Annotated in this window: 10 protein-coding genes; all 10 read left to right on the top strand. The window is 67.1% G+C overall.

Features of this window, described 5'->3' with window-relative positions:
• Positions 1-89 precede the first annotated feature (89 nt).
• The 10 genes from rplK (at position 90) to fusA (ending at position 16,473) form a co-directional block, all read left to right on the top strand.
• Complete coding sequence (rplK, locus tag CIK71_RS00875; RefSeq protein ID WP_096163305.1) at positions 90-521, top strand: 50S ribosomal protein L11; 432 nt, start codon at positions 90-92, stop codon at positions 519-521.
• Positions 522-525: 4 nt separating this feature from the next.
• The gene (gene rplA / locus CIK71_RS00870; RefSeq protein WP_096163304.1) at positions 526-1,245 is read left to right on the top strand and encodes a 50S ribosomal protein L1; all 720 of its coding nucleotides are present in this window, start codon (positions 526-528) and stop codon (positions 1,243-1,245) included.
• A 441-nt stretch (positions 1,246-1,686) separates the two neighbouring features.
• On the top strand, positions 1,687-2,202 hold the full coding sequence (rplJ, locus tag CIK71_RS00865; protein ID WP_096163303.1) for a 50S ribosomal protein L10: 516 nt from the start codon (positions 1,687-1,689) through the stop codon (positions 2,200-2,202).
• A 149-nt stretch (positions 2,203-2,351) separates the two neighbouring features.
• Complete coding sequence (gene rplL / locus CIK71_RS00860; protein ID WP_096163302.1) at positions 2,352-2,738, top strand: 50S ribosomal protein L7/L12; 387 nt, start codon at positions 2,352-2,354, stop codon at positions 2,736-2,738.
• Positions 2,739-3,625: 887 nt separating this feature from the next.
• Entirely contained in the window at positions 3,626-7,114 is a 3,489-nt protein-coding gene (gene rpoB / locus CIK71_RS00855; RefSeq protein ID WP_096163301.1) for a DNA-directed RNA polymerase subunit beta, read from the top strand.
• A 111-nt stretch (positions 7,115-7,225) separates the two neighbouring features.
• Positions 7,226-11,110, top strand: a complete 3,885-nt coding sequence (locus CIK71_RS00850; RefSeq protein WP_096163300.1) for a DNA-directed RNA polymerase subunit beta' — start codon at positions 7,226-7,228, stop codon at positions 11,108-11,110.
• A gap of 481 nt (positions 11,111-11,591) precedes the next feature.
• The gene (locus CIK71_RS00845) at positions 11,592-12,857 is read left to right on the top strand and encodes a resuscitation-promoting factor (RefSeq protein WP_096163299.1); all 1,266 of its coding nucleotides are present in this window, start codon (positions 11,592-11,594) and stop codon (positions 12,855-12,857) included.
• A 533-nt stretch (positions 12,858-13,390) separates the two neighbouring features.
• Complete coding sequence (gene rpsL, locus CIK71_RS00840) at positions 13,391-13,765, top strand: 30S ribosomal protein S12 (protein WP_096163298.1); 375 nt, start codon at positions 13,391-13,393, stop codon at positions 13,763-13,765.
• Positions 13,765-14,235: a 30S ribosomal protein S7 gene (rpsG, locus tag CIK71_RS00835; RefSeq protein ID WP_096163297.1), complete on the top strand. Its 471-nt coding sequence runs from the start codon at positions 13,765-13,767 to the stop codon at positions 14,233-14,235. Before rpsL ends, rpsG begins: the two co-directional genes overlap by 1 nt.
• A gap of 90 nt (positions 14,236-14,325) precedes the next feature.
• Positions 14,326-16,473: an elongation factor G gene (gene fusA / locus CIK71_RS00830; protein WP_096163296.1), complete on the top strand. Its 2,148-nt coding sequence runs from the start codon at positions 14,326-14,328 to the stop codon at positions 16,471-16,473.
• Positions 16,474-16,478: the final 5 nt, after the last annotated feature.

Below are 16,478 nucleotides of genomic sequence, written 5' to 3'. Positions count from 1 at the left end.
ACCTCCTCGCGTTCCGCGCGAGCGGGGTCCCGCTGTGGGAGGAGCGCATGATGAGCTCCGCCCGAACCACGACAGAATGAGGAAGAGCAATGGCTCCCAAGAAGAAGATCGCGAGCGTCATCAAGCTCCAGATCCAGGCCGGCCAGGCCACACCTGCGCCGCCCGTGGGTCCCGCGCTCGGCGCTGCCGGCGTGAACATGATGGAGTTCGTCAAGGCGTACAACGACCGCACTGCTGATCAGCGCGGCAACATCGTCCCGGTGGAGATCACCGTGTACGAGGATCGCTCGTTCACGTTCATCACCAAGACCCCGCCGGCCGCTGAGCTCATCAAGAAGGCCGCAGGCCTCCAGAAGGGCTCGGCAACGCCGCACACCGACAAGGTCGGCAAGATCACCCAGGCTCAGGTCCGCGAGATCGCGGAGACCAAGATGCCTGATCTGAACGCGAACGACATGGAGGCCGCGGCGAAGATCGTCGCCGGCACCGCTCGTTCCATGGGCATCACGGTGGAGGGCTGACGATATGGGTTTCCGTAGCAAGGGTTACAAGGACGGCGCTGCCAAGATCGAAGAGGGCCGGGCGTACGCGCCGCTGGACGCTCTCCGTCTCGCGCAGAAGACCTCTCCCGCCAAGTTCGACGCGTCCGTCGAGGTCGCCATGCGTCTCGGCGTCGATCCCCGCAAGGCCGATCAGATGGTGCGCGGCACCGTCAACCTGCCCAACGGCACCGGCAAGACGGCCCGCGTGATCGTCTTCGCCACCGGCGCCCAGGCCGAGGCCGCGCTCGAGGCCGGCGCCGACGAGGTCGGCGACGACGAGCTCATCGCCAAGGTCGCAGGCGGCTGGACCGACTTCGACGCGGCTGTGGCCACGCCGAACCTGATGGGCAAGGTCGGCAAGCTGGGCCGCGTGCTCGGCCCCCGCGGCCTCATGCCGAACCCGAAGACCGGCACCGTCACGATGGACACCGCCAAGGCCGTGTCCGACATCAAGGGCGGCAAGATCGAGTTCCGCACCGACCGTGCAGCCAACCTGCACTACATCGTCGGCAAGGTCTCCTTCTCCGATCAGCAGCTCGTGGAGAACTACGTCGCCGCGCTGGACGAGATCCTTCGACTCAAGCCGTCCGCTTCCAAGGGCCGCTACATCTCGAAGATCACCGTGTCCACCACCATGGGCCCGGGCATCCCGGTCGACGTGAACCGCACGCGCAACCTGCTCGAGGAGACCGACGAGGCCTGATCCGGCCCGTCACCTCCTCAGGTGCGTCTCGGCGCCCCGTCCACCATCACGGTGGGCGGGGCGCCGTCGTGCCTGCCGTGCACCGCTGTGCGGGGCCCTTCCCCGCACAGGGGGAGGTGACGCGCGCAGTCGGCTCGGGCAGGGCGCGGATGTGACGCAGACCGCCGCTCTCAGCATGGCGTCGGGGTGCCCTCTGGTCTACGCTGGAGATACCGAAGACCGCCGGTTGTCGTGCTCGACCTCGAGGACGACCGAAGAGATCCCATGGGATGGCCTGCGCAGGTGAAGAAGCGACTTTCGCATGGTCGCCCGTCCGGCTCCGGCCGGCGCCCTCGTGGCGTGGGTGAACAGTGCGTTCGAGGCCTCGACACTTGCGTGTCGAGGCCTTTCCTGTTCCTGGACTTCTTCACCCGGTGGCGAGAGACCTCTGGAAGGAGGGCCATGGCGAACCCCGAAAAGGTGGATGCCGTCTCGGAGATCGCGGATCTGTTCCGCGAGTCCGATGCCGCCGTCATCACCGAATATCGCGGTCTCAGCGTGGGGGACCTCAAGGAGCTTCGTCGCTCCCTGGGTTCCGAGACGACCTACGCCGTGGTGAAGAACACGCTCACGGAGATCGCTGCCCGCGAGGCCGGCATCACCGCTCTGGATGGCACGCTCAGCGGTCCGACCGCTATCGCGTTCATCAAGGGTGAGCCGGTTGCGCCTGCAAAGGCTCTGCGTGACTTCGCCAAGACTCACGAGCAGCTCGTGATCAAGTCCGGCTACTTCGAGGGCAATGCGCTCTCGAAGGAGGACGTCCAGAAGCTCGCGGACCTCGAGTCCCGCGAGGTGCTGCTGTCCAAGACCGCCGGCGTCATGAAGGCGTCGATGGGCAAGGCCGCCGCTGTGTTCGCAGCGCCGCTGTCGAAGGCAGCGCGCACCGTGGACGCACTGCGCGAGAAGCAGGACGCCTGAGGAGCCTGAGTCCTCGGACTCGGTCCCCTCAGCCCCAGCGCTGTATCCCCGTCCGTCCCCTCCGGGATGCACGGACCGCATGACCTGGCGCGTAAGCGCCGCCTCACACCGCAGGGACTCCGGTCCCGCCCAAAGGAAGGAACGCCACCATGGCGAAGCTCAGCAACGACGAGCTCATCGAAGCTTTCAAGGAAATGTCGCTCATCGAGCTCTCTGAGTTCGTGAAGCAGTTCGAGGACGTCTTCGACGTCACCGCTGCTGCTCCCGTGGCCGCTGCCGCCGCCGGCCCCGCCGCCGGTGCGGAGGCGCCCGCCGAGGAGGAGAAGGACGAGTTCGACGTCGTCCTCGAGTCGGCCGGTTCCGCGAAGATCGCCGTCATCAAGGAGGTGCGCGGCCTCACCTCCCTCGGTCTGAAGGAGGCCAAGGCGCTCGTCGACGAGGCCCCCAAGGCCGTCCTCGAGGCCGTCAAGAAGGACGACGCCGAGGCTGCCAAGATCAAGCTCGAGGAGGCCGGCGCGACCGTCTCCGTCAAGTGATCTCCGGCGCTCGCTGACGTGAGCGCCGCACCTGATGGCAGTCGCACTGCTCCTGAAGGGCCGTCCCGCATCTGCGGGGCGGCCCTTCTGCTGTGCCCGGGAGCCGCACCTGTCAGGAGTGTCCGTCGGCGGCCCCCGTCGGGCGTGCCGGTCGGCAGCCCCCGTCGGCAGCCCTGGCCCGACGTGCCCGTCGGCAGGGCCCGCCTGCTGCCCCGGGTGACTCTGCGCCCGACCGGTCCCGTCGGGCCCCGCCTTGTCCGCGGGGCAGGATCCACGAGGTGTGCTCGACGATCCCGCTGAGGGGCTCGGTTGAGGATCGGCCTGGCCCGGTGAGCAAGGACACGACGGCGCGAGGCTCCCGGCACGACGGCGCAGGCCGTCACACTGCGCCGTCAGCCCGCGCTCGTGGGGGCGAGCGGCTTGGCCGTCGGGGGAGTGCGCGGGCCACGCGGAGCGGCGAGGAGCGGCGGGGAGGGACGGTCGCACCGACGATCGGCGGAACGGGCCGTCAGCGCTCCGACGTGCCGCGACACCCCGGGAACGACCCCTCCTGCTTGACTCCAGCACGATTTCCCTTCATTCTGTGTGCCGTACGGAGCTGTTCCTGCCGCATGCGTCCCGCTGAGCCGAGCTCGCGAGGGCCGGTCGAGCCAGACAGGCAGGGAGCACCGCAGAACTTCCGCGCCAGGCATATAGCGGCCGACGCGGATGGACCTCTCGCGTCGCGAGCCTTGTGTCCATCCGCGATTTTATGTATGCTCGGTCCTTGCGCTGCGCGTCGCCCGTGGGTTCTGCTGTTCTGACAGCATGATCGTCTTGCTCCACTGCCCTTTTGACGGGCCTCGCCGCGCCTGGGATTCCGTCATCGGCCTGTGGAAGGACCCCCCTTGGCTGCCTCGAGCACCGATCGCACTACCGACATTGCACTTCGTACCGCCTCTCCTCGCGTCACGTTCGCGAAGCTCGGCGACCCGTTGGACGTTCCGGATCTGCTGAGTCTGCAGACCACGTCGTTCGACTGGCTGCTGGGCAACGAGCGCTGGCAGGAGCGAGCCGAGGAGGCCGCTTCCGCCGGACGCGAGGACGTCCCCCAGACCTCTGGTCTCGCCGACATCCTCGAGGAGATCTCTCCGATCGAGGACTTCGCGGGCAACATGTCGCTGTCCTTCCGGGACCACACCTTCGACGACCCGAAGTACACGGTCGACGAATGCAAGGAGAAGGACCTCACCTACTCCGCTCCGCTGTACGTCATCGCGGAGTTCATGAACAACGAGACCGGCGAGATCAAGACTCAGACGGTCTTCATGGGCGAGTTCCCGCTCATGACCGGCAAGGGCACCTTCATCATCAACGGCACCGAGCGTGTCGTCGTCTCCCAGCTGGTCCGCTCCCCGGGCGTGTACTTCGAGGAGAGCATCGACAAGACCAGCGACAAGCGCATCTACAGCACGAAGGTGATCCCTTCGCGCGGCGCCTGGCTCGAGTTCGAGGTCGACAAGCGCGATCAGGTCGGTGTGCGCATCGACCGCAAGCGCAAGCAGTCCGTCACGACGCTGCTGCAGGCCCTGGGGATGTCCCATTCGGACATCCTGGAGGAGTTCGGCGAGTTCGAGTCGATGCGCTCGACGCTCGAGAAGGATCGCGTCTCCTCCCAGGACGAGGCGCTCATGGACATCTACCGCAAGCAGCGCCCGGGCGAGCCGCCTACGCGCGATGCGGGCGAGGCCATGCTGAACAACCTCTACTTCAACGCCAAGCGCTACGACCTCGCGAAGGTCGGCCGCTACAAGATCGACAAGAAGCTCGGTCTCGACGGCAGCCTCTCGGAGTCCACCCTGCGCCTCGAGGACATCGTGGCGTCGATCAAGTACATCGTCGCGCTGCACGACGGCGTCTCGGAGTACACCAGCAAGGATGGCAAGACCATCCGCGTGGAGACCGACGACATCGACCACTTCGGCAACCGTCGCATCCGCGCGGTCGGCGAGCTGATCCAGAACCAGGTCCGCACCGGCCTGTCCCGCATGGAGCGCGTCGTGCGTGAGCGCATGACCACGCAGGACGTCGAGGCGATCACCCCGCTGACGCTGATCAACATCCGTCCGGTCACCGCGGCGATCAAGGAGTTCTTCGGAACCTCCCAGCTGTCGCAGTTCATGGACCAGAACAACCCGCTGTCGGGCCTGACGCACAAGCGTCGCCTGTCCGCGCTCGGCCCGGGCGGCCTGTCCCGTGACCGTGCCGGCATGGAGGTCCGTGACGTCCACCCGTCGCACTACGGCCGCATGTGCCCGATCGAGACCCCTGAGGGCCCGAACATCGGTCTGATCGGCTCGCTGGCGACCTTCGCGCGCATCAACCCCTTCGGCTTCATCGAGACCCCGTACCGCAAGGTCACCGATGGCGTCGTCACCGACGAGATCGTCTACCTCACCGCCGATGACGAGGATCGCCACGTCATCGCGCAGGCCAACGCGAAGATCGACGAGACCGGCCGCTTCCTGGAGGAAGAGGTCCTCGTGCGCCTCACCGGCGGCGAGCCGGATCTGGTCACGGTCGACGAGGTCGACTTCATGGACGTCTCCGCACGTCAGATGGTCTCCGTCGCGACCGCGATGATCCCCTTCCTCGAGCACGATGACGCCAACCGTGCGCTCATGGGCTCGAACATGCAGCGTCAGGCCGTGCCGCTGCTCCGTGCGGAGATGCCGCTCGTCGGCACCGGCATGGAGCGTCGCGCGGCGGTCGACGCAGGCGATGTGGTCGTGGCGCAGAAGGCCGGCGTCATCGAGGAGCTCTCCGCGGACATCATCTCGGTGATGGCCGACGACGGCACCCGTCAGACCTACACGATCGGGAAGTTCCAGCGCTCCAACGCCGGCAACTCCTACAACCAGCGCGTGCTCTTCGACGAGGGCGACCGCGTCGAGGCCGGGTCAATCCTCGCCGATGGCCCCTCCACCGACGAGGGCGAGCTCTCGATCGGCAAGAACCTGCTGGTCGCGTTCATGTCCTGGGAGGGCCACAACTACGAGGACGGCATCATCCTGTCCTCGCGCATGGTCCAGGACGACGTCCTCACCTCGATCCACATCGAGGAGCACGAGGTCGACGCCCGCGACACCAAGCTCGGCAAGGAGGAGATCACCCGGGACATCCCGAACGTCGGCGACGACGTGCTGGCAGATCTCGACGAGCGCGGCATCATCCGCATCGGTGCCGAGGTCGGCCCCGGCGACATCCTCGTCGGCAAGGTCACCCCGAAGGGCGAGACCGAGCTGACCCCGGAGGAGCGCCTGCTGCGTGCCATCTTCGGCGAGAAGGCCCGCGAGGTGCGCGACACCTCGCTGCGCGTCCCGCACGGCGAGTCCGGCACCGTCATCGGTGTGCGCGTCTTCACGGAGGACGAGGACGGCGACATCCTGCCGACCGGCGTCAACGACATGGTCCGCGTGTACGTGGCCCAGAAGCGCAAGATCACCGATGGTGACAAGCTCGCCGGCCGTCACGGCAACAAGGGCGTCATCGCGAAGATCCTGCCGGTCGAGGACATGCCGTTCCTCGAGGACGGCACCCCGGTGGACATCATCCTGAACCCCATGGGCGTTCCGGGCCGCATGAACATCGGCCAGGTCATGGAGACGCACCTCGGGTGGGTCGCCAAGGCCGGCTGGGACCTCGACGAGTCGGATCCGGTGGCCGCCGAGCTGCCGAGCTCCGCTCTGCACGGCGAACCCGGCACCCCCGTGGCCGTCCCGGTCTTCGACGGCCTCTCGGCCGAGGAGGTCACCGGTCTGATCGCCAACCACCGTCCCAACCGCGACGGTGTGCAGATGGTCAAGGAGGACGGGAAGGCGCAGCTGTTCGACGGCCGCTCCGGCGAGCCGCTGCCCGAGTCGATCTCCGTGGGCTACATGTACATGCTGAAGCTCCACCACCTGGTGGACGACAAGCTGCACGCCCGCTCCACCGGCCCCTACTCGATGATCACGCAGCAGCCGCTGGGCGGTAAGGCCCAGTTCGGCGGCCAGCGCTTCGGCGAGATGGAGGTGTGGGCCCTCGAGGCCTATGGCGCCGCCTACGCCCTGCAGGAGCTGCTGACCATCAAGTCCGATGACATCGCCGGCCGCGTGAAGGTCTACGAGGCGATCGTCAAGGGCGAGAACATCCCCGAGCCGGGCATCCCGGAGTCCTTCCGCGTGCTCCTCAAGGAGATGCAGTCCCTGTGCCTGAACGTCGAGGTCCTGTCCTCCGACGGCACGGCCCAGGAAGTTCAGGAAGGCGATGAGGAGGTTTTCCGCGCTGCGGAGGAGCTCGGCATCGACCTGTCCCGCCGACCTCACGAGGGCGTCGGCTCCATCGAAGAGGTCTGAGGGACGCGGGCTCGGGAGAGCGGGACGTCACGACGCCGTCCCCCTCCCTGAGCCCCGCCCTCGACCCCCGTTCCCTCAGACACCACTCTTCCGATCGAGAGAAGGACACCTGTGATCGACGTCAACACCTTTGACGAGCTGCGCATCGGCCTCGCCACGGCCGACGACATCCGCGGCTGGTCCCACGGCGAGGTCAAGAAGCCGGAGACCATCAACTACCGCACGCTCAAGCCCGAGATGGATGGGCTCTTCTGCGAGCGCATCTTCGGTCCCACCCGGGACTGGGAGTGCTACTGCGGCAAGTACAAGCGCGTGCGCTTCAAGGGCATCATCTGCGAGCGCTGCGGCGTGGAGGTCACCAAGTCCTCCGTGCGCCGTGAGCGCATGGGGCACGTCGAGCTCGCCGCTCCCGTCACCCACATCTGGTACTTCAAGGGCGTGCCGAGCCGCCTCGGCTACCTGCTGGACCTGGCGCCGAAGGATCTCGAGAAGATCATCTACTTCGCCGCGTACATGATCACCTCCGTGGACGAGCAGGCTCGCCACGAGGACATGCCGGACCTGCAGGCCCGCTTCGACCTCGAGGTCAAGGAGCTCGCCAAGGATCGCGACGCGGCCCTGAACGACCGCGCCCTGTCCGCCGAGAAGGATCTCACCCAGCTCGAGGAGGAGGGAGCCAAGGCCGACGCGAAGCGCAAGGTCCGCGACTCCTCCGAGCGCGAGCAGGCTCAGATCCGCAAGAAGTACGACGCCGAGATCGACCGCGTCACCCGCGTGTGGGACCGCTTCAAGTCGCTCAAGGTCGCCGACCTCGAGGGCGATGAGCAGCTCTACCGTGCGATGAAGCTGCGCTACGGCACCTACTTCGAGGGCGGCATGGGCGCCGAGGCGCTCCAGCGTCGCCTGCTCGACTTCGATCTCGACGCCGAGGCCGAGCTGCTGCGCGAGGTCATCGCCACCGGCAAGGGCCAGAAGAAGGCTCGTGCGCTGAAGCGCCTGAAGGTCGTCTCGGCCTTCCGCTCCACCACGAACTCGCCCGCCGGCATGGTCCTGGACTGCGTCCCGGTCATCCCGCCGGACCTGCGTCCGATGGTGCAGCTGGACGGTGGCCGCTTCGCGACCTCCGACCTCAACGATCTGTACCGTCGCGTGATCAACCGCAACAACCGCCTCAAGCGGCTGCTGGATCTCGGCGCCCCCGAGATCATCGTGAACAACGAGAAGCGGATGCTGCAGGAGTCGGTCGACTCGCTGTTCGACAACGGCCGTCGCGGCCGTCCGGTCACCGGACCGGGCAACCGTCCGCTGAAGTCGCTCTCGGACATGCTCAAGGGCAAGCAGGGTCGTTTCCGACAGAACCTGCTGGGCAAGCGCGTGGACTACTCCGCTCGCTCCGTGATCGTCAACGGCCCGCAGCTCCACCTGCACCAGTGCGGCCTGCCCAAGGGCATGGCGCTCGAGCTGTTCAAGCCGTTCGTCATGAAGCGCCTGGTCGAGCTCTCGCACGCCCAGAACGTCAAGGCCGCCAAGCGGATGGTCGAGCGTGCACGCCCCGAGGTGTGGGACGTCCTCGAAGAGGTCATCACCGAGCACCCGGTGCTGCTGAACCGTGCGCCCACCCTGCACCGTCTCGGCATCCAGGCGTTCGAGCCGCAGCTCGTCGAGGGCAAGGCCATCCACCTGCACCCGCTCGTCTGCGCCGCGTTCAACGCGGACTTCGACGGCGACCAGATGGCTGTCCACCTGCCGCTGTCGGCGGAGGCGCAGGCCGAGGCCCGCATCCTCATGCTCTCGAGCAACAACATCCTCAAGCCGTCCGACGGTCGCCCCGTGACCATGCCCGCACAGGACATGATCATCGGTCTGTACCACATCACGACGGTCCGAGAGGACGTGCCGGGCAAGGGTCGCTCCTTCTCCTCCGAGGCGGAGGCCATCATGGCCGCCGACCGCGGGGAGCTGCACCTCAACGCCCCCGTCACCATCCGCTTCACGGACATCGTGCCGCCGAGCGACTGGCAGGCCCCCGAGGGCTGGACCGAGGGCGATCCGATCCTCCTCGAGACGACCCTCGGCTCGGTCTACTTCAACGAGACCCTCCCGCCGGACTTCCCGTTCGTGCAGGGCCAGGTCGGCAAGAAGCGTCTGGGCGGAATCGTCAACACGCTCGCCGAGCGCTACGAGAAGGGCCAGGTCGCCGCGTCCCTGGACGCGCTGAAGTCCTACGGCTTCTCGTGGTCCACCCGGTCGGGTGCGTCCTTCGCGCTGTCCGACGTCGTGACCCCGCCGAACAAGGCCGAGATCATCGCCAAGTTCGAGGCGAAGGCCGCTCAGGTCCAGGAGAACCGCGACCTCGGTCTCGTCTCCGAGAACGAGCGCAACATGGAGCTCATCGACATCTGGACCGAGGCGACCAACGAGGTCGACCAGGCGATGCGCTCCCACTTCGACTCGACCAACACCATCTTCCGGATGGTGGATTCGGGTGCACGAGGCAACTGGATGCAGGTGCGTCAGATCGCCGGTATGCGTGGTCTGGTGAACAACCCGAAGGGCGAGATCATCCCGCGCCCGATCCTCTCCAACTACAAGGAGGGGCTCTCGGTCCTGGAGTACTTCATCGCCTCCCACGGTTCCCGCAAGGGGCTCGCGGACACGGCGCTGAAGACCGCTCAGTCGGGCTACCTGACCCGTCGTCTGGTCGACGTCTCGCAGGACGTCATCGTCCGCGAGGACGACTGCGGCACCACCAAGGGCCTGGTCCTGCCGATCGCGGTCGAGGAGGGCGGCACGCTCCGTCCCCACGAGCACGCCGAGTCCACGGTCTACGGCCGTGTCCTGGCCACTGCGGCGATCGGCGCCGACGGCACCGAGGCGGCTCCGGCCGGCACGGAGCTGGGCGATGTGCTCATCGAGCAGCTCGTCGAGGCCGGCGTGCGCGAGGCGAAGATCCGCTCCGTGCTGACCTGTGACTCCGCTGTGGGAACCTGTGCTCAGTGCTACGGCCGTTCGCTCGCGACCGGCCAGCTCGTCGACATCGGCGAGGCCGTCGGCATCGTCGCGGCCCAGTCGATCGGTGAGCCCGGCACCCAGCTGACCATGCGTACCTTCCACTCCGGTGGCGTGGCCAGCGCGGATGGCGACATCACCCACGGTCTGCCCCGTATCCAGGAGCTCTTCGAGGCCCGTACCCCGGCCGGCTTCGCGCCGATCTCGGAGTTCGCCGGTCGCGCGGAGATCGAGGAGAACGACAAGCAGCGTCGGATCACGGTGACCCCGGACGACGGCTCCGAGCCGGTCGTCTACACCGTGTCCAAGCGCGTGACCCTGCTGATCGCCGACGGGGACAAGGTCGACGTCGGCCAGCAGCTCACCCAGGGTTCGGTGGATCCGAAGCAGGTGCTGCGGATCCTCGGCCCCCGCAAGGTGCAGCAGCACCTGGTGGACGAGGTGCAGAAGGTGTACATCTCGCAGGGTGTGGACATCCACGCCAAGCACATCGAGGTCATCGTGCGCCAGATGCTGCGTCGCGTGACGATCATCGAGTCCGGTGACACCGACCTGCTGCCCGGAGACTTCGCCGAGCGCGTGTCCTTCGAGCGGGAGAACCGTCGTGTCCTGTCCGAGGGCGGCCAGCCCGCCTCCGGTCGACCGGAGCTCATGGGCATCACCAAGGCGTCTTTGGCGACCGACTCGTGGCTGTCGGCGGCCTCCTTCCAGGAGACCACCCGCGTGCTCACCGAGGCCGCCCTGAACCGCAAGAGCGATCAGCTCATGGGGCTCAAGGAGAACGTCATCATCGGTAAGCTCATCCCCGCCGGTACGGGCCTGTCTCGCTTCCGTCGGATCGCGGTCGAGCCCACCGACGAGGCCAAGGCGCAGATGTACCAGGTGCCCGGATACGACGAGCTGGACTTCTCCGGCTTCGGTCAGACCGGTGCGGTCAACCTGGACGACATCGACTACGCCGATCCGTTCCGCACGGACTTCCGCTGAGTCGCTGAACGCCCCCGCGGCGGCCTGAGGGCCGGCGCGGGGAGCGGACGATGAAGGGCGGTCCCACTCCGGTGGGGCCGCCCTTCGTCATGCCCGACGACCGGCTGCGCTGGCAGTGCCCGACGGGGGAGCGGGCACCGATGCCCGAGCGGGCGCGCACCACCTGTGAGCCCGGACAGTGACGCACGACCGTGGCCGCCGCCACGGAGCACAGCCCGAACACGCCGCGAGGGTGATCTGTCGGACGTCCTGAGTCACGGGCGGGTAAAGACCTTCTGGTGGCTGCCCCAAAGTCTTGGCGTTGCCCTTCACGGGGAGCGGCTCGCGAGAAACGATGGGTCCTGGCTCCCCGTGCGACTTCCTCGCTGCGCTCCGATCGCGGACGCGCGCACGCATAGGGGGTGTCGGGCCCCGTCTCCGGGGCACTCGTGCTCAGGGATTGACGGCGCCGCCGGACGGTGGCAGAAGAACAGGTGGAACAGTGAAGAAGACCCCGTGGATCGTCGCGGCCGCAACCGCGTGCGTCGTCGTGGTGGGCGGTGGCGGCACCGCCTTCGCGATGTCGAACGAAGCGGCGCTCTCCGTGTACGGCGAGCAGTCGATGGTGCGCACGTTCTCGCAGCCCACCGTCGGTGAGCTGCTCGAGGCCCAGGGCATCTCGCTGAAGGACACCGACCTGGTGCTGCCGGACACGAGCGCACAGATCACCGACGGCATCGAGATCCAGATCATCCAGCGCACGCCGGTCACCGTGACCGTCGACGGCGAGGAGCAGGAGGTGCTCACCACCGGTGACACCGTCGCCGATGCGCTCGACGAGGTCGACTACGACGCCGACGGCGCGGCCATCTCCCCGGCCCCCGAGACCGAGCTGACCGGTGACTCCGCCGAGGTGGACGTCGTCACCCGCAAGACCGTCACGTTCAAGGGCCAGAACGGCCAGGACACCTTCGACGTCACCGCGCTGACCGTCGACGACGCGATGAAGAAGGTCCTCGGCGACATCGAGGACACCGACAAGGCCTCCGTCGACCGCGACTCGATCCTCGAGGACGGCGCCACCATCACGGTGAAGCGCGTCCGCGAGGCCGAGCGCACCGAGACCGAGGAGATCCCCTTCACGACCAAGACGGTCGAGGACGACACCCTCCTCGAGGGCAAGACCAAGACCAAGACCGAGGGCAAGAAGGGCACGGCCGAGAAGGTCTTCGCCGAGACCACCGTCGACGGCGAGGTCACCGAGTCCGAGCTGGTCTCCGAGGAGACCACGGCCGAGCCGGTCACCGAGGTCGTGCTCAAGGGCACCAAGAAGGCCCCGCAGCCCGAGGCCCCCGCCGAGACGACGAGCGAGAAGTCCTCCTCCTCCGATTCCTCGAGCTCCTCCTCGAACGAGAAGAGCGAGAAGAGCACCAAGAGCGATTCGAAGGACAGCAGCTCGCGCAGCTCCGAGCGGAAGTCCACCGACTCCGGATCCAGCAAGAGCGCACCGTCGGTGTCCGACGGCTCCGTGTGGGACCGTCTCGCCCAGTGCGAGTCCGGCGGCAACTGGTCGATCAACACCGGCAACGGCTACTACGGCGGCATCCAGTTCAACAACCAGACGTGGGCTGCCTACGGCGGCACCTCGTACGCGGCACGGGCCGACCTCGCGACCCGCGAACAGCAGATCGCCGTCGCCAAGAAGGTCCAGGCCAACCAGGGCTGGGGCGCCTGGCCCTCCTGCACCTCGCAGCTCGGGATCCGCTGAGCGGAGCCCTTCCTCGGCAGCGGTGCCCCCACGGAGCATCCGCCGGCGAGAATCCTGCACTGTGCACGAGCGCGTCGCGGATCACCGCGGCGCGCTCGTCGCTCGTCGAGTGGGAAACCGGAGCGCGCCGTCCGACGCACTGCGTCATGTGATCTGCGTCGGATGCCCGAAGAAGCTTTGACCGCGTACCACAGGCGTCAGTAGACTGCGAGTGCGTCCGGAGTGCCCTCTGGTCGTGACCCGGGACGAGAACCGCGGAACCCTTCGGGGCCTGCGGGGGGTGTCCCCCGCGAGGAGCGGATCCTCGCGGCGTGCCCGAATACGGAGAAGGCGGCCATGCCCGGCCGCTCTCCGCGGGCACCGATCACGGTCCTCCTGGACGCCCGGCAGGTGCCATCACCTGACGGGCGGGTCGATCCGCCGACTATCCCCGGGCCATGGGGACGGTGCTTCGGGTCGCCGGCCGCGCAAGCGGTCGAAGAAGTTGATCCTTCGGGGCGAACAGTTCCGAGGGCTGAACAGGAAGAGAAGCTGTGCCTACTATTCAGCAGTTGGTGCGCAAGGGGCGGGACGCCAGGTCCTCCTCCTCCAGCACGCCTGCGCTCAAGGGTTCGCCCCAGCGCCGCGGCGTCTGCACGCGCGTCTACACCCAGACCCCCAAGAAGCCGAACTCGGCGCTGCGCAAGATCGCTCGCGTGCGTCTGTCGACGGGCATCGAGGTCACCGCATACATCCCCGGTGAGGGCCACAACCTGCAGGAGCACTCCATCGTGCTCGTCCGTGGCGGCCGTGTGAAGGACCTCCCCGGTGTGCGCTACAAGATCGTCCGTGGCGCCCTGGACACCCAGTCGGTGAAGGGCCGCAAGCAGGCTCGTTCGCTCTACGGCGCGAAGAAGGAGAAGAAGTAATGCCTCGTAAGGGCCCCGCTCCCAAGCGCCAGCTCGTCGTCGACCCCGTCTACGGCTCGCCGATCGTCACGCAGCTCATCAACAAGATCCTCCTCGACGGCAAGAAGACCGTCGCCGAGGGCATCGTCTACGGCGCGCTCGAGGGCGCCCATGAGAAGAACGGCCAGGATCCGGTCGTCACCCTGAAGAAGGCCCTGGACAACATCCGTCCGAGCCTCGAGGTCCGCTCCCGTCGAGTCGGCGGCGCGACCTACCAGGTCCCGATCGAGGTCAAGCCCGGCCGCGCCACCACCCTGGCGCTGCGCTGGCTGGTCAGCTACTCCCGCGCCCGTCGCGAGAACACGATGACCGAGCGTCTGATGAACGAGATTCTCGACGCCTCCAACGGCCTCGGTGCCGCTGTGAAGCGTCGCGAGGACACCCACAAGATGGCCGAGGCCAACCGGGCCTTCGCGCACTACCGCTGGTGAGTTCCGGTGGGGCCTTCCCCTCCGGGCAGGCCCCACCGACCGCCCTCCGGCGCGTCGACCAGCTTCCGTTCTCCAGAAAGGCACAAGCCAGTGGCACTTGCAGTGCTCAGTGACCTCAACAAGGTCCGCAACATCGGCATCATGGCCCACATCGATGCCGGTAAAACCACGACCACCGAGCGCATCCTCTTCTACACCGGCGTCAACTACAAGATGGGCGAGACCCATGATGGCGCCGGCACCATGGACTGGATGGAGCAGGAGAAGGAGCGCGGCATCACCATCACGTCCGCCGCGACCACCTGCTACTGGCATGACAGCCAGATCAACATCATCGACACGCCCGGTCACGTCGACTTCACCGTCGAGGTGGAGCGCTCGCTCCGCGTGCTCGACGGCGCGGTCGCAGTGTTCGACGGCAAGGAGGGCGTGGAGCCCCAGTCGGAGACCGTGTGGCGTCAGGCCGACAAGTACGACGTGCCCCGCATCTGCTTCGTCAACAAGATGGACAAGCTGGGCGCCGACTTCTTCTTCACGGTGAAGACCATCGTCGACCGCCTCGGCGCCAAGCCGCTGGTCATGCAGGTCCCGATCGGTGCCGAGAATGACTTCAACGGCGTCGTCGACCTCGTCGAGATGAAGGCCTACGAGTGGCCCGACAAGCTCGAGGAGGACATGCCCGCGATCAACTCGAAGAAGGGTGATCCCTCGCTCGGCCAGTGGCAGCGCGAGATCCCGATCCCCGCCGACCTGCAGGACACGGTCGACGAGTACCGTGCGAAGCTGGTCGAGGACGTGGCCGAGAGCTCCGAGGAGCTCATGGACAAGTACCTCGAAGAGGGCGATCTCACCCTCGACGAGCTCAAGGCCGGCATCCGCTCGATGACCGTGAACTCCGAGGCATACCCGGTCTTCTGCGGCACCGCGTTCAAGAACAAGGGCGTCCAGCCCATGCTCAACGGTGTCATCGACTACCTGCCCTCGCCGCTCGACGTCCCCCCGATGGTCGGCCACAAGCCGAATGCCGAGGACGTGGAGCTCACGCGCAGGCCCGACTGGGACGAGCCCTTCTCGGCGCTCGCGTTCAAGGTCGCCTCGCATCCGTTCTTCGGATCGCTGACCTACGTGCGCGTGTACTCCGGCCAGGTGAAGCAGGGCGATCAGATCCTGAACGCCACCACCGGCAAGAAGGAGCGCGTCGGCAAGCTGTTCCAGATGCACTCCAACAAGGAGAACCCGGTGGAGGAGGCCTTCGCGGGCCACATCTACGCCTTCATCGGCCTCAAGGACACCACGACGGGTGACACGCTCGCCGACCCGGCGAACCCCATCCAGCTGGAGTCCATGAGCTTCCCCGAGCCCGTGATCTCCGTGGCCATCGAGCCCAAGACCAAGGGCGACCAGGAGAAGCTGGGTGTGGCCATCCAGAAGCTCGCCAAGGAGGATCCGACCTTCCAGGTGGAGCTCGACGAGGAGACCGGGCAGACCGTCATCAGGGGAATGGGCGAGCTGCACCTCGACATCCTCGTGGACCGCATGCGTCGCGAGTTCAACGTCGAGGCCAACATCGGCAAGCCCCAGGTGGCCTACCGCGAGACGATCAAGCGCGTCGTGGAGAAGTACGACTTCACCCACAAGAAGCAGACGGGCGGCTCCGGCCAGTTCGCGAAGATCCAGGTCACCTTCGGTCCTCTGACGGACGCCGAGGACGGCGTGTTCTACGAGTTCGAGAACAAGGTCACCGGCGGCCGCATCCCGCGCGAGTACATCCCGAGCGTGGACGCGGGCATCCAGAGCGCCCTCGAGTCGGGCATCATCGCCGGCTACCCGGTGGTCAACGTCCGGGCCACGCTGCTCGACGGTGCGTTCCACGACGTCGACTCCTCGGAGATGGCGTTCAAGATCGCCGGCTCCATGGCGGCCAAGGAGGCCCTGCGCAAGGCGCAGCCGGTCCTCCTCGAGCCCCTCATGGACGTCGAGGTCCGTACTCCTGAGGAGTACATGGGAGATGTCATCGGCGACCTGAACTCGCGACGCGGGCAGGTCCAGTCGATGGAGGACGCGAGCGGGGTCAAGATCGTCCGTGCTCTCGTCCCGCTGTCCGAGATGTTCGGGTACGTCGGCGACCTGCGGTCCAAGACCCAGGGTCGCGCGATGTACACGATGCAGTTCGACAGCTACGCGGAGGTCCCCTCCAGCATTGCTGAGGAGATCATCGCGAAGACCCGGGGCGAGTGAGACGA

Source organism: Brachybacterium alimentarium (assembly GCF_002332425.1).
Classification (GTDB): domain Bacteria; phylum Actinomycetota; class Actinomycetes; order Actinomycetales; family Dermabacteraceae; genus Brachybacterium; species Brachybacterium alimentarium.
Note: the sequence above shows the minus strand (reverse complement) of the source record. Positions and strands in the feature narration are given on the sequence as shown.